Origin of the sequence: Photobacterium lucens (genome assembly GCF_009873615.1) — a bacterium.
Taxonomy (GTDB): domain Bacteria; phylum Pseudomonadota; class Gammaproteobacteria; order Enterobacterales; family Vibrionaceae; genus Photobacterium; species Photobacterium lucens.
The window spans coordinates 1-13,065 of the sequence record NZ_SSMG01000162.1 but is presented as its reverse complement, the minus strand read 5'-3'; the positions used below and the strand labels follow the sequence as shown (position 1 = coordinate 13,065).

16 protein-coding genes are annotated in these 13,065 nt (G+C 36.7%); 9 read left to right on the top strand and 7 right to left on the bottom strand.

Annotated elements, in window-relative coordinates; translation table 11 throughout:
• Nucleotides 1–199: 199 nt before the first annotated feature.
• Nucleotides 200–1,441: an Nramp family divalent metal transporter gene (locus E5A76_RS07475; protein ID WP_272919137.1), complete on the top strand. Its 1,242-nt coding sequence runs from the start codon at nucleotides 200–202 to the stop codon at nucleotides 1,439–1,441.
• Nucleotides 1,442–1,446: 5 nt separating this feature from the next.
• Here the strand turns inward: E5A76_RS07475 and E5A76_RS07470 are convergent, their stop codons facing one another.
• Together E5A76_RS07470 and E5A76_RS07465 are read right to left on the bottom strand one after the other, a co-directional pair.
• A complete protein-coding gene (locus E5A76_RS07470; protein WP_107165776.1) occupies nucleotides 1,447–1,704 on the bottom strand; it encodes a hypothetical protein in 258 nt (85 codons plus the stop codon).
• Nucleotides 1,705–1,821: 117 nt separating this feature from the next.
• Nucleotides 1,822–3,264, bottom strand: coding sequence for a tyrosine-type recombinase/integrase (locus E5A76_RS07465; RefSeq protein ID WP_161118548.1), 1,443 nt, complete (start codon nucleotides 3,262–3,264; stop codon nucleotides 1,822–1,824).
• Nucleotides 3,265–3,561: 297 nt separating this feature from the next.
• Between E5A76_RS07465 and E5A76_RS07460 the strand changes: the two genes are divergently transcribed.
• Nucleotides 3,562–4,302 carry a GIN domain-containing protein gene (locus tag E5A76_RS07460; protein WP_161118547.1) on the top strand — a complete coding sequence of 247 codons (741 nt, stop codon included), beginning with the start codon at nucleotides 3,562–3,564 and terminating at the stop codon, nucleotides 4,300–4,302.
• A 49-nt stretch (nucleotides 4,303–4,351) separates the two neighbouring features.
• Complete coding sequence (locus E5A76_RS07455) at nucleotides 4,352–4,702, top strand: hypothetical protein (RefSeq protein ID WP_053989069.1); 351 nt, start codon at nucleotides 4,352–4,354, stop codon at nucleotides 4,700–4,702.
• A gap of 91 nt (nucleotides 4,703–4,793) precedes the next feature.
• Here the strand turns inward: E5A76_RS07455 and E5A76_RS07450 are convergent, their stop codons facing one another.
• Nucleotides 4,794–5,171 carry a cupin domain-containing protein gene (locus E5A76_RS07450; protein ID WP_161118546.1) on the bottom strand — a complete coding sequence of 126 codons (378 nt, stop codon included), beginning with the start codon at nucleotides 5,169–5,171 and terminating at the stop codon, nucleotides 4,794–4,796.
• A 135-nt stretch (nucleotides 5,172–5,306) separates the two neighbouring features.
• A complete protein-coding gene (locus E5A76_RS07445) occupies nucleotides 5,307–5,555 on the bottom strand; it encodes a DinI-like family protein (RefSeq protein ID WP_161118545.1) in 249 nt (82 codons plus the stop codon).
• Nucleotides 5,556–5,818: 263 nt separating this feature from the next.
• On the opposite strand from E5A76_RS07445, the gene E5A76_RS07440 reads away from it, so the two are divergent.
• The 3 genes from E5A76_RS07440 (at nucleotide 5,819) to E5A76_RS07430 (ending at nucleotide 8,769) form a co-directional block, all read left to right on the top strand.
• Nucleotides 5,819–7,249: an amidohydrolase gene (locus E5A76_RS07440; protein WP_161118544.1), complete on the top strand. Its 1,431-nt coding sequence runs from the start codon at nucleotides 5,819–5,821 to the stop codon at nucleotides 7,247–7,249.
• A gap of 197 nt (nucleotides 7,250–7,446) precedes the next feature.
• On the top strand, nucleotides 7,447–7,926 hold the full coding sequence (locus tag E5A76_RS07435) for a YbhB/YbcL family Raf kinase inhibitor-like protein (protein WP_008989324.1): 480 nt from the start codon (nucleotides 7,447–7,449) through the stop codon (nucleotides 7,924–7,926).
• A 63-nt stretch (nucleotides 7,927–7,989) separates the two neighbouring features.
• The gene (locus E5A76_RS07430) at nucleotides 7,990–8,769 is read left to right on the top strand and encodes a helix-turn-helix transcriptional regulator (RefSeq protein ID WP_161118543.1); all 780 of its coding nucleotides are present in this window, start codon (nucleotides 7,990–7,992) and stop codon (nucleotides 8,767–8,769) included.
• 55 nt (nucleotides 8,770–8,824) lie between these two features.
• Here the strand turns inward: E5A76_RS07430 and E5A76_RS07425 are convergent, their stop codons facing one another.
• Both E5A76_RS07425 and E5A76_RS07420 read right to left on the bottom strand, forming a co-directional pair.
• On the bottom strand, nucleotides 8,825–9,763 hold the full coding sequence (locus E5A76_RS07425) for a Gfo/Idh/MocA family protein (RefSeq protein ID WP_161118542.1): 939 nt from the start codon (nucleotides 9,761–9,763) through the stop codon (nucleotides 8,825–8,827).
• A 537-nt stretch (nucleotides 9,764–10,300) separates the two neighbouring features.
• On the bottom strand, nucleotides 10,301–10,723 hold the full coding sequence (locus tag E5A76_RS07420) for a hypothetical protein (RefSeq protein WP_161118541.1): 423 nt from the start codon (nucleotides 10,721–10,723) through the stop codon (nucleotides 10,301–10,303).
• A gap of 104 nt (nucleotides 10,724–10,827) precedes the next feature.
• On the opposite strand from E5A76_RS07420, the gene E5A76_RS07415 reads away from it, so the two are divergent.
• The 3 genes from E5A76_RS07415 to lepB all read left to right on the top strand — a co-directional run bounded on the left by E5A76_RS07415 (nucleotide 10,828) and on the right by lepB (nucleotide 12,230).
• The gene (locus E5A76_RS07415) at nucleotides 10,828–11,070 is read left to right on the top strand and encodes a hypothetical protein (RefSeq protein WP_161118540.1); all 243 of its coding nucleotides are present in this window, start codon (nucleotides 10,828–10,830) and stop codon (nucleotides 11,068–11,070) included.
• Nucleotides 11,067–11,204, top strand: coding sequence for a hypothetical protein (locus E5A76_RS07410; protein ID WP_161118539.1), 138 nt, complete (start codon nucleotides 11,067–11,069; stop codon nucleotides 11,202–11,204). The genes E5A76_RS07415 and E5A76_RS07410 overlap by 4 nt, the downstream gene beginning before the upstream one ends.
• Before the next feature lie 135 nt (nucleotides 11,205–11,339).
• Nucleotides 11,340–12,230, top strand: a complete 891-nt coding sequence (gene lepB / locus E5A76_RS07405) for a signal peptidase I (RefSeq protein ID WP_161118538.1) — start codon at nucleotides 11,340–11,342, stop codon at nucleotides 12,228–12,230.
• 94 nt (nucleotides 12,231–12,324) lie between these two features.
• Here the strand turns inward: lepB and E5A76_RS07400 are convergent, their stop codons facing one another.
• Nucleotides 12,325–12,978 (bottom strand): hypothetical protein, encoded by a 654-nt coding sequence (locus E5A76_RS07400; protein WP_237459305.1) that lies wholly within the window; start codon nucleotides 12,976–12,978, stop codon nucleotides 12,325–12,327.
• Nucleotides 12,979–13,065: the final 87 nt, after the last annotated feature.

The window sequence follows — 13,065 nt, the reverse complement described above, 5'->3', positions numbered from 1 at the left end:
TTTATATAGCGTTTGTTCTATAGCAATTCATAACGCCGTTTTATACTTTCGTTTTTCTATATCAAATTTTAGATAGCATTTAACTATTGGTTATCTTTTATCTATTTGCGTAAACTAACATACCGATAATTGAGATTAAATGATATTGATTATCATTTACAGGTTGATAGTATAGCTTAATCTAAATAAGGAGTTAGCTATGGCCTGTTCATCAATTTCTATTAAGCCAGAAATGGCTAGCTTTAGCCTAAAGCTAAAGAAAAAACTTTTATTACTGGGCCCTGCATTTATTGCTGCTATTGGCTATATCGATCCAGGTAACTTTGCAACCAATATTGAGTCTGGTTCGGCTTTTGGGTACCAATTACTTTGGGTCGTGTTATGGGCCAATTTAATGGCGATGTTAATCCAATACTTGTCAGCTAAATTAGGCATTGTGACAGGGAAGAACTTAGCAGAGCACCTGCGTGATCACCTACCGAAATGGGCAATTGGTCCTTACTGGATTCAAGCCGAAATTATTGCTATGGCAACAGATCTTGCCGAATTTATCGGTGCTTCAGTAGGTTTTCAATTGTTGTTTGGTGTTAGTTTAATGGAAGGTGCAATGATCACTGCAGTGGTGACAATGGCCATTCTTATGCTTAACAATAAAAGCCAAAAACCATTAGAAGTTGTTATCGGTTCATTATTACTGCTTGTTGCGGTGGTATATGTTGTTGAATTATTGTTTGCTCAGCCTCAAACACACGAAATGGTGAAGGGGCTTATTATTCCGACATTGGATAATTCGCATCAAATCTATCTTGCCGCTGGTATTTTAGGTGCGACAGTAATGCCACATGTTATCTACTTGCATTCAGCCCTATTTAAAAACACTTACGGCGAAAGTAAAAAAAGACGTTTAAAATCAACACGTGTAGATGTACTGATTGCTATGGTTATTGCTGGTTTTGTAAATATTGCGATTGTTGCAATGGCAGCAGCGGTATTTCACTATTCAGGTAATCAACATATTGCTGAGATAGAAACAGCGTATCAAACATTAACACCACTTGTTGGTAAAGCAGCATCAACATTGTTTGCAGTCTCGCTAATTGCGTCGGGTTTATCATCAACAGTAGTCGGAACGATGGCTGGTGATGTGGTTATGCAAGGTTTTGTTAAGTTCAAAATACCTTTGCTATTACGCCGTGTTGTAACAATGGTTCCGTCATTTATTGTTATTGCATTAGCTATTAATACGACAAAAATTCTAGTGATGAGCCAAGTCGTGCTTAGCTTTGGTATTGCACTTGCTATTATCCCATTACTGATTTTCACCAACAGTAAAAAGTTAATGGGGGAGTTCAAAAATAATAGCTATGTAAATTATGCAGGTATTGTGATTGTTACTTTGGTTGTAGCCCTAAATGCTTATCTTTTAGTGACACTTTCCTAAATTGATTAAGAAGAAGAACATTTCTTCTTCTTGATCAGATAGCTAACTGCTTTTTGTTGATTTTTAAATGTTTTAATTTCTTTATTTGATGACACATTCTTTATCATTGGTGCACGTTTTTTTAAACTTTCCTGTTTAACTTTTAATCCTTCACATGGCAAAACATTATACTGTTCTACATATTGTTCGAAACTACGTGCTCCTGATGGGAAAGAAATAAGTAAAATAATCGAAATAATTGAAGCAATAACACACATTTTCATCATGAACTCCTTTATATGGAATATTATATTTCATATTTAATAAAGCATTAAATTGAATATGTCCAAAATTGAGAGTTCGTACATGATTTTATAAATACGATGAATTAATCAGTTACATTATCGCCCTGGAATGACACCTTTCAGATCATCGTCTGTACGTCTATCGTAGCGTTGCGTTGTCGTAATGCTGCTATGTCCCATAAATTTACTGACTAAAAGTAGATCGAATCCCGAACGAAGTAAGTTTGTTGCCACCGAATGTCGAAAATCATGAGGTGAGACTATTCTATTAAATCCTTTCTTATTCAACCCCTTACACAAATCATTCAATGTCTGTGTAGTGAGTCTTTGGTGAGTTAAAGCTTGATAACGGTTGATAGTACAAAATAGTGCAGGCTTATCTAAATGACTATTTTGTTGACGAATAAAAAGCCATTGCTGCATCGACTGATAAAGATCACTCTTTGTCGAAAAAGGCACATAGCGTTCTTTATTACCTTTACCAAGTACCCGAAGTTGGCAACGCTCCATATCAATATCGTAGATATTTAAACTCACCACTTCTGCTCGACGTAAACCTGCTTCATACATCAACCAAAAAATAGCATTATCTCTCAACGCCTTAGCTTTATTTTTTTGATCTAATGTTAGTGCTGAGATGTGATCTAATTCCTGATAACTTAAATATCGACCACTTGATTGGCGAGAACCTCTAGGTAATTTTATCGCTTTGATACGTTCTAATGTTTCAACTGAGATCAATTCTGCTAACCATGCATGTTGTGCAACGCCACGTAACATTCGAAGTAAATTATCAGCAGTAGCTGGCGCATAAGATTTCTTTTGATCGCCTAATGTATTTTCAATTCGCTCCATTAAGAATGATTGCATCGTTGATTGAAGTACTGGTGCATACAGAAGGGGGATCCAATCAAACCTTTCAATACAGCTTCGAATACAAAAACAACTAAATGCTTCTAACATGACACGAGATTGAGTCGTCAATTCGAATTGATAAAACTGTGGGGGATTAGGTTGTAACCAGCCTTGATCCAAACTTACTTTTTTACTATCACTCAGTTTAAATTTGGCAATACGATCTTCAAGTTCGCTAACTTCTGATAGAGAAAGGATTTTTTCAGAATGCAGCATTTTAGCTACTGCCATCAATGCATTCAGCAGGGGCTTAACTTGTAAGTTTTTTAAAGGTAGTTCAGCAGAAAAAAACTGATTCTTCATCTTTGCTTTTTGCTTCGCACGAAGAATTAAGAAAGCCCTAACTGCATCAAATAGCTTTGTTTGATCTAAAAATAATACTTTCCAATCAATTAGTTGAAAACTATCGCCCATAATATAACGGGCTAATCGTTCTAACGTATACCTAGCATTCGCTTGTCCGCCTGTAGTATCCGTTGCTGCTAAAGAGTTAATGTATGAAAGTGCAGGGTTTGATGATGCGTATTGGATCTGGTTTACACGTTGTGCAAGCTCTGTTTGTTGACGTAACGAAGTAGCTCTAAGAGAGAAGGAACGTGGATCAATTGGAACATTATTTGGCATTACGAATGATATTTTAGATCTGCTATAAGAGATATTATATAAGACTGAGAATAAATTACTATATAAATCTGTTAGTTACATAAAAACTAATGATCGTATTTTATGATCTTACAATGCCATATTAGATTAAAAATCGAGCTCAAATTTCTCCATTTTTGTTAAATTTACCGATGCAATACTCGTAATATATCAAATAATTAAAGTGTTACGGTGTCACGAGTAGTTGTAAACTTGATACGCTGAAGTAAGTTGTAATTACATATACTTAGACTATTAGGGGGAAAAGGATGTGTGGGTATGAAACGATTAAAGAGCCTGATCTTACTTTGTTGCTTTTGTTCCACCAATGCTAGTGCAACGAATATCTACTTAAAACAATTTAATGAAATTGATAGCAATATAAATAACTTAACAGTGAACGTTAGTTGTGGAAAATTGCCGTCTATTTCGTTTGAAGGGGATGAGTTAGAAAATGTTAAATTACAAGTGTACAACGCAACATTAAAACTTTATTCAGCAACTGAAGAAAACCCAAAAACAAATATTGTTGCTAATGTGACCGTTGCTAAACCGCTTGTAAAAATGCTCATTGAAAATCATGCCAATGTAGATATCGATGATTGCGCTATAGATTCAACTCGATTTACTGCTAGTTTGGTTGAAAAATCATATGCAGAGTTACACGGTTCAACAACAAACTTAGATATAACGTTAACCGATAATGCGCATGCAAAGGTGAATGTTGTTGCAGAGAATATGACGGTCACTGCATTTCAGTCATCATCTGTCGATGCCAAAAAAGCGTTGGGGAAACTTAACTTATCATTGATGACAGATTCACTTTTTGAATTATCAGCAAGAGTGAATCAAATAGAGCTTGATATGAAAGAACGTTCGATCGCCACTATGTGTAATACAGCGAAAAGTACTATCAATGGCGTAATGGAAGATGATTCATCCATCGTTGTAAACAAAGAGGCAGAAACTAAAATAACCACCAACGATAATAGCAAAATCAATTTTTGCTACGAAGACTGACGTTTTATGCTAAATGTGTAATGATAATGCCATAGATAAGGAGTGCATTATGACGACACAAGCAGTTAGTTTTGCAATCAATAAAGAAGTTTCAGTCGCTGAAAACATTATTGAATATGTGCAAGGGCATGAGAGCGAGTTTTCACCAGCCTTATTCACTAAACATGATCAACAAGATTTACGTTATCAGTTTGCTACGGGCAGTTTGAATGTAGACATGGTTGAAATGTCATCTGATTTGAAAAGTGGTTACGCAACAGTCAGTTATGGTATTCATTTTTTCTGGCCTTGTAACAACCAAGATGAAATAGATACCTATAACGAAAAACTGCATTTCACCGTTGAAGGTGAAAACATCCAATTTGAATTGGTTCATCATGAACCATGGATAGTGCTATAAATAAAAACAGCCACTCATTGAATGGCTGTTTTAAGTATTTGTTTTAAAAATCTATTTATACTTTTTTAAAACCAATAGCGATATAAGTTGCTTATTCGTCAGCTTCAAAACCGAAAACACGATCTTGAATATAAACCATGTCGCAATCAGTTTTATATAACACGCTGTGAATACGATTTGCTTGAATGTAACCGGTTTGACCTGCAGTTAAAATGACTTCGTCACCATCTTTTACCAGTTCGCCATCAAGTTTTGTGTAAAACTGAATCACAATTTCACCTTTAACAATGATCGACATATCATCATTAGGGTGATGGTGGGGTGCTTCATAAGTACCTGCATCCCAGCGTTCAAGTAGTGCAGTTACACAGTTCTCGTTTTTCTCATCTGTATCTCGAAAGCTAAACCCTGGCATTTCAGGATCTTTGGTAAAATCAGACCAGATATTCTTAGAAATAAAATCACTCATAGTAAACCACATAACTGTTTGATGAATATGTGTTTATTATAGGTGATGAAAACTGCTTTATAGATAGACAAATTAGCAAGCTAATTAACCAAATAACCGTGCTACATGAACTATGCAATTTTGTTACATAGATAGTTAATACATGTCGATATCGTTGTATAACCACTCATCTGCTTCATCAAACATTTCTTGTAAAAGCACTTCAACACGTTCTTTATCATCAGCTAAACAACCTAAAACACTCAGATCATTGTTGCCGCCAAGACGAACACGTACATTTGCATCAGGCCAAATGGCATTGATACGACGAGTAAATTCTTCATCGATTTTAGTAAAATGAGCTTCAGATAAGTTAAGTTTGTTAATCATTAATTCAATACGCATAGTATTACTTACATCCAACTGTATATAACAACAGTGATTTTATAAACAGTAGTTTAGAACATCAATTCAAGATTTAAATGGTCGTAATTAACTGATTTTATTAATACCCAGCGTTATTGGACTAATTTTGACCATTAATATATTTATTCAAGTTCAAAAAATGCATAGATCACAAAACTCATGTAACACCTTTACGCAAACGTTTACTTGATTTGATGGAATCGGCATACTTTCGCCACTTCCTTTACTGTGCTTATCCTTTTATGAAAAAACTCACGCTTTCACTGCTGGCTGTAAGCCTGCTTTCTGCTTGTTCTCAAACTTCACAACTGAACCATAACGCCACTCTGATCATTAAGAACGGTCAGGTGTTAACCATGAATAGTAATAAAGACATCATTAAGCAGGGTGTCGTTGTTGTTAAAGATGATCAAATTATTGCGATTGGCTCAAGTGAATTACTTAAGCAATATACAGCGACCAAAGTGATTGATGCTCAAGATGGCATTGTTATGCCGGGTATGATCAACACGCATAATCACTTACCTATGATTGCGTTTCGTGGCTTAGGTGAAGAAGGGATTGCGAACCGTTTGTTTGCATATTTCTTCCCATTAGAAAAAGAGAAATTAAGCCGTGATCTTATCTATCAAGCAACCCGTTTAGGCACATTGGATTTAGCACAAAGTGGTGTCACGACCTACGCTGACATGTATTACCACATGGATGAAATGGCCAAAGCAACTAAAGAGATCGGCTTACGTGCTGTACTGGGTGAAACAGTGATTAAGTTCCCAGTGGTTGATGCGAAAGAGCCTCATGGTGGAATTGAATATGCCAAGCAATTTATTAGTGAATACAAAAACGATCCGTTGATCACGCCAGCTTTTGCGCCACATGCTGTATACACAGTAGCAGAGGATAAATTACAAGAAATCAATGTATTATCTAAAAAATTAGATGTACCTGTGTTGATCCACGTAAGTGAATTTGGCAATGAAGCAGAGCGCATTCAAGATAATACCGACAAACTTAGCCCTGTCGCATGGCTAAATAAAATCGGGGTATTAAACGATCGTATGGTGCTGGCACACAGTATTCATTTAACCAAAGATGACATTGCATTGGTGAAACAATCAGGTGCAGGTATTGCTTATAACCCAATGGCAAATGCCAAAGGCGCAACGGGTATTGCACCGGCATGGGAAATGTATCAACAAGACATTCCAATGGGTTTAGGCACAGATGGACCAATGAGCTCTAACCAAGTCGATCTATGGCGTACCTTAAGCTATGCCGCTAACATGCAACGCCTAAAGCATGATGATCGCACTATTATGATCCCAGAGCAGGTTATTGAGTTAGCCACCATTGGTGGAGCTAAAGCGTTACATATGGATGATCAAATTGGTTCGTTAGAAACAGGGAAGAAAGCCGATATCATTATTGTTGAAACAGATTCAGCAAATATGCGTCCTAATTACAATCCGTATGCAACCTTAGTGTACCAAGCAAACCCAAGCAATGTGGACACGACCATTGTTAACGGTAAGGTAGTGATGGAAAACCGTGAAATGAAGACCGTGAATGTGGGATCTATCAATCACGAAATCGACAAGATAGAAGCAGACATTCAAGACTTTGCTAAAGAGCTGGCAAAAGACGCCATCAAATCACCAAGCCTTATGAAGTAATACCTATCAGTAGCGTTTATTACCCTTTATCAATGTGACAAGCGCTACTTTTTCCCACTAAAACAACATATTAATCAAATAAAATACAGAAAGTATCAAACATTAGGAATAAAAACTAAAATTGACACTTTTGGATGTGTATCTTTAATCGATTCGTCTTATTATTATCTCAACAAGAAAACAATAGGACATCGAAAATGACAGCCTTTACACTACGCAGTAACGACCTTGCTGAAGGTCAACCAAAAGAAAAACGTTTTTCATTCAATAGCTTTGGTCACGATGGTGATAACGTTTCTCCACAACTAGAGTGGGCAAATGCACCTGAAGGTACAAAAAGTTTCGCTGTAACTTGTTTCGATCCAGACGCACCAACAGGTTGCGGTTTCTGGCACTGGCAAGTGATCAACATCCCAGCATCAACAACATCACTAGAGCAGGGTGCTTCAGGTAAATTAGCAGCTGGTCTTGAAATGCGTAACGACTACGGTTTCAACGGTTACGGCGGTGCTTGTCCTCCAGAAGGTCATGGTATGCACCGTTACCAATTCACTGTATGGGCATTACCAGTAGAAAAATTAGAAGTACCAGATGATGCATCATGTGCACTTGTTAGCTTCATGCTAAACATGACTTCTCTAGGTAAATCTACAATTACAGCGACTTACACTCGTTAATTAAGATAGAGTAAGAGCCCTGTTTACCTTAACAACTAGGTAAACAGGGCTTTTGTATAGACTATGAATAGTATTATTAAGCTTAGCTATTACAACGGTAGCCAGCCGCAACGTCTACGCAATGTACCGATTATTTACCCTTCGATTTTCTGGATCCAGCAAGGGGAGAAACAGTTGCAGTGGCAAAATGATTGGATCAGTTTTAATAGTAAAAATTGGTTATTATCGCACGGTAATACATCATTAACCTTTATTAATAAACCTAACCAAAGTCAGTTTTTCTCAACGCAATTGAGCTTTATGATCAGACCAAGTGATGCTTTGATTGAACGTTCGTCAGAAAATCACCAAGCAGAACAAACACCAGAATATAACATTAACGGCACAGCGAAATACCTATGGCAAAGTATCATTACCATGCCAAAAGATATTGAGCCAAACGTGCAAAAACATATCGTTAATGCATTGTTTGAGCACTTAGCGAATGACGGGCAATTACATCAACTTTTTACGGTACGTAGCTTAAGTTGGCGAGATAAACTTACGCAGTATTTCAATGAAGATCCTCAAGCTAATCATTCAATTGAATCGGTTTGTGAGCATTTTGGCTTGAGTAAATCGACGTTGATTAGACGTTTAAAAGAAGAGAACACCCAATTTAGAGAGGTGTTAGCTCAGCTGAGAATGGGATATGCACTTAGCTTATTGCAAAACAAACCATACTCACAAATAGAGTTGGCAAACCTTTGTGGCTATAAATCAGAATTACGTTTTGCTCAGCGATTTCAGCATCAATTTGGCTTAACGCTAAAACAATATCAAAAGACATTTGAATACCATTAACCATAACGTTAATGGTATTTCACTCTAGTGACAACATCACAAAATAACATACTAATTACGCGTCAGTTTTAAAAATGCTGCGTAATTGGTGAGAAATTGCATCAGCTAATTGATGAGATGAAATATTTCGCTCAATGGTATGCATTGGCATTGAACCTTCCTCCACCACATATAACCAATCTATGATCATCGCTTCAAAACCTTTGGTTGCTAACATTGGCGTCCAATCTTCACTCGTTAGAATACGCTCTTCATTATTGAGCCAACGTTGACCTCGGGTAAACGATGGGAATTGGTACGACTGATTGTAGTAAGTCGCTGACACCGTTTCATTCGTCATCCCTGTTAAACGGTTCATTGAAGCATGAAGTAAACATTGTCCTGCTTGCCATTGCACATCAACACGAGAAAGTTGGTTACCGCTCATTTGGTGGGTGAGGTAAACATCTTCTAAAGTCGATTTACAATTTAAGTTAACACTGTCTAGAGCGTGAATAAAATCATCAAAAATAAAGGTATGAATATCACCGGGTAAGTTGTGACGATTCTTTTCCCAACGTAGTGATAGTAATTCACCAACATTACCGGAAGCTAATTCAGGGAGGTGTTTATTGTAAAGCGGGATATGACGACGATTAAAGCCAACATAAAGAGGGGTTTGGTATTTCTCAGCTAAGTTATAAAGCAGTTCAACTTGCTCACCGCTATCGACGAGAGGTTTATCAACAAAAGTAGGAATACCTTGAGTGAGAAACCAAAATGCCACATCAAAATGCACACTGGTTGCGGCATGGATCATTACCGCATCGACATGTTGCTTTGTTAATTCACGGTAATCACTATAACAATGTTTGATACGGTATTTTTCAGACAATGCAGCCAGTACAGAGGCATCACGAGTACAGAAAACAAGCTCAACATTGTTCAGTTGCGTCATGATAGGAAGATATGCCTTTTGTGCAATATCACCTAAACCAATAACCCCAATTCTCATTTATTACCCTTATTTTAGGCTTACTTCCTTTTGGCTTTATATCGTAACAAAGCTGAAGACAAGCTGAAGATATCGCTATTTAGTATATTTAACTAATCTATATAATCACGCTTAATAGCTCGCTGATCATATTTTGCGAAGCGTTTGCTTAAGTGCTTATTTTCTTCACGATAACTAGCACGTAACACGACAAGCGTGATAACACCACTCGCTACACATTTAAATAGAGACAAAATAATGCACTGCGGCAGTACAGAATAGCGATTAAAAGCCAATGAAAAAAAATGGTAGGTGTAAAAGATCGTAATGGCCAACGATGCATAGTAAAACATCTTGTAGCTTAATTTTATCAATCTCATATATACACTCTAATTCACATCAACATCTATGCATCAAACTTAACATAATAAAATGAGTCAATAACAGAACAAAATGCATTAATTTATAAAAAGCACGCCTAATAACACAAAAAATAGACAGCTAGGTAATATTTTGCCCTCCTTTTTTATCCGATTTCAAAATAATCGAAATATATGATTAACACTTAACAAACCTGTGAGATTGAATTAACAGCGTTATGGGCAAAATAACTACTGCAGTGGTAACGATATCAGCAACACTATGATAATGCTGATGAACCATGAGCAGGGCATAGCTAATCATTGATATCACCATCAGGTGCATTAATCGCGATTTATAAACAATGAAATACGAAACAAAGACAAGCGCGATAGCTGTGTGGGTACTGTAATCAAGTCCGAATGCAGGCCAAATATGCAAGATATTATCAATGAACATCATGGTATAGATAAATATAGTCGACAGAATTACCAATCCTAACCGTATTAACCCTTGCTGCATGTTACCTTTTAACATCACCCGTAGAATTGAAATAAAACACACCAATGCGATCACTGGCGTATAAATATCTGCAATTAATGCCCATTGTTGATAAGTCATCGTTATCCTTATATTGTTGCGTTTATTCAAAACTAATCTTAACGCAGTCATCATGCCATTTACTGAGTAAAAACACCTGAAGAAAACAAAAATAGGTAGTTATCATGAAAACAACATATATTACTGTCGATTTAGAGCTTCATACAGAGCAGCCATTTTATGCATTGCTTGAGTTTATAAATAAAAAGTATTCAGGCACTGAAATCTACCCGCCAGATAATTATCATCCACAATGGATAACCAATCTCTCTTTTGATGACTATAACTCTGCTAATAGTTGTTTGGAAAACCACTGTAATTGGCTTAAAAGTATGCCTGATAGCGTCAAAGCAGTTCCCATAAAGTGATGAATGTTGGTTACAATACCTCATCAACACATCGTGCTTTTATTGAGCAAATTAAACCAAGTGTGATTAAACAGTTAGCGGATTTAGGCTTAGGTTTTGCTTTTACTTTATACCCACATGAGCAAGAGGATTAACCGCAACAGGTCATATATCAAATACCGCGCAAGTGGGATCAAAGTTTGCGAATTCAGGGCGTTTTCTTTAATAAGTTATTCATGTTCAATACGCTAGAACTATTATTAGAACAATACATTGCCCTTGGATAAAACATGCTTTCATTTATTAACTCAGCGGAATTGTTTTCGCTCATACTTACGCTAGCAACCCTGATAACAGGGATCTTCTTCTTTTTAGATAAGTACCGCTGGCAACCTCAAAGAGAGAAAGAAACGGGCGTTACTAATCAAGAACAAACAGGGTGGGTAGCACAAGCTCGCTCAATGTTTCCTGTACTTTTTGCTATCTTAATCATTCGCTCATTTATCATAGAACCATTTCAAATTCCGAGTGGCTCTATGCAACCAACGTTATTACCGGGTGATTTTATTGGTGTAGAAAAGTTTGCTTATGGTTTACGTGATCCCGTTTTCCATAAAACACTGATCCCAACGGGTAAGCCTCAGCGTGGTGACATTACGGTATTTATCGACCCTGAAAACCCTAAGATTGATTTAATCAAACGTGTTGTTGGTTTGCCAGGCGATACCGTTATTTACCGTGACAAAACCTTATATATTAAGCCTGCTTGTAACGGTCAGAAAGAGTGCCCAGCCACTTACGAAGTACCTAAAAAGTATATTGGCGTAAGTAAATTTACTGAGCTAGGTACTGATTTAGATGAATACCAAGAACATTTAGGTAACGTCGAACATCGTATTTTACGTGATCCTAATCTACCTGAAATGTATAACCGCTATTACCAACAACCAGGCTCTCCTGTAGGTGAGTGGGTTGTACCGAAAGGTCATTACTTTGCAATGGGTGATAACCGTGATAACAGCCTTGATAGCCGATACTGGGGCTTTATGCCAGAGCAAAACCTCGTTGGTAAGGCGACATTCATTTGGATCAGTTTCACCTTTAATCATAATCCTGATTCATCATGGCCAAGTTGGTTACCAAATGGGGTGAGATTCAACCGTATTGGTGCCATTCATTAAACGATGAACACCAAAAGGATTATTGAACACCTAACGTAAAACAAAAAACCGACATGCAAAAACATGTCGGTTTTTTATTGGTTATAATGTGTTTTTATTCGTAATAAGTCCCTGAGATTAAGCCATATTTAGCCGATTCGTCGTTTGTTACCCAATGCTCACCAGATGCAGGTGCTGAATCTAGAGTGTATAGGTAGAAATCAACGCCTTTATTACCCAACATTTTTGCAAAGTAGGTCGCTTGTTTACGATGGCTTAAATCTGTAAAAGGGAATTCTTTTGCTGTTTTATCATCTTCAGCCCAACTATGAACACCCACTTGTTTCGTTAGCTCAATGTTAGTAACAGGCTGCGCTAGTTGTAGAATGCGCTTTTCACCTGCAGTGAATAAATCTGTACCACCAGAAAACACCGAACCATTGCGAGTAACCATAGTTAGCATATGATTATTTCGAATCATCAAGCCAGTATACATATTAATATCATCATCCATGCTGCCACCAATATGATTATCAAACTTCAATAGCATCGTCTGACCGTAACCGTAATAGTCTTCAATAATATTAGATAGCTGCTGATAAGTTGTTAAACCTAACGATGAACGATTAAGATCACGCTCTGTAATATCCTGATTATCTTTTAAGAATTCGTTATAGAAGTCTTTAAATGCAAATGAAGTTAAAATATCAATTTGATCGCTATAATGTTGAACCAATAGCAGGTAAATATTTAATTTTATCGTTTTCATAAGTCAGCATGACATTATTCATTTGTGGTATTGATGTTGATTGAATAAATGTCGAATCATCTGTTATGGATTTATTAAACTCACCAC

Bases quoted from the DNA above. Each gene is read 5' to 3' on its own strand.
- E5A76_RS07460 (WP_161118547.1), top strand. From the start codon at position 3,562: ATGAAACGATTAAAGAGCCTGATCTTACTTTGTTGCTTTTGTTCCACC.
- E5A76_RS07475 (WP_272919137.1), top strand. From the start codon at position 200: ATGGCCTGTTCATCAATTTCTATTAAGCCAGAAATGGCTAGCTTTAGC.
- E5A76_RS07450 (WP_161118546.1), bottom strand. From the start codon at position 5,171: ATGAGTGATTTTATTTCTAAGAATATCTGGTCTGATTTTACCAAAGAT.
- E5A76_RS07455 (WP_053989069.1), top strand. From the start codon at position 4,352: ATGACGACACAAGCAGTTAGTTTTGCAATCAATAAAGAAGTTTCAGTC.
- E5A76_RS07425 (WP_161118542.1), bottom strand. From the start codon at position 9,763: ATGAGAATTGGGGTTATTGGTTTAGGTGATATTGCACAAAAGGCATAT.
- E5A76_RS07430 (WP_161118543.1), top strand. From the start codon at position 7,990: ATGAATAGTATTATTAAGCTTAGCTATTACAACGGTAGCCAGCCGCAA.
- E5A76_RS07435 (WP_008989324.1), top strand. From the start codon at position 7,447: ATGACAGCCTTTACACTACGCAGTAACGACCTTGCTGAAGGTCAACCA.
- E5A76_RS07420 (WP_161118541.1), bottom strand. From the start codon at position 10,723: ATGACTTATCAACAATGGGCATTAATTGCAGATATTTATACGCCAGTG.
- E5A76_RS07470 (WP_107165776.1), bottom strand. From the start codon at position 1,704: ATGAAAATGTGTGTTATTGCTTCAATTATTTCGATTATTTTACTTATT.
- E5A76_RS07465 (WP_161118548.1), bottom strand. From the start codon at position 3,264: ATGCCAAATAATGTTCCAATTGATCCACGTTCCTTCTCTCTTAGAGCT.
- E5A76_RS07445 (WP_161118545.1), bottom strand. From the start codon at position 5,555: ATGCGTATTGAATTAATGATTAACAAACTTAACTTATCTGAAGCTCAT.
- lepB (WP_161118538.1), top strand. From the start codon at position 11,340: ATGCTTTCATTTATTAACTCAGCGGAATTGTTTTCGCTCATACTTACG.
- E5A76_RS07415 (WP_161118540.1), top strand. From the start codon at position 10,828: ATGAAAACAACATATATTACTGTCGATTTAGAGCTTCATACAGAGCAG.
- E5A76_RS07400 (WP_237459305.1), bottom strand. From the start codon at position 12,978: ATGAAAACGATAAAATTAAATATTTACCTGCTATTGGTTCAACATTAT.
- E5A76_RS07440 (WP_161118544.1), top strand. From the start codon at position 5,819: ATGAAAAAACTCACGCTTTCACTGCTGGCTGTAAGCCTGCTTTCTGCT.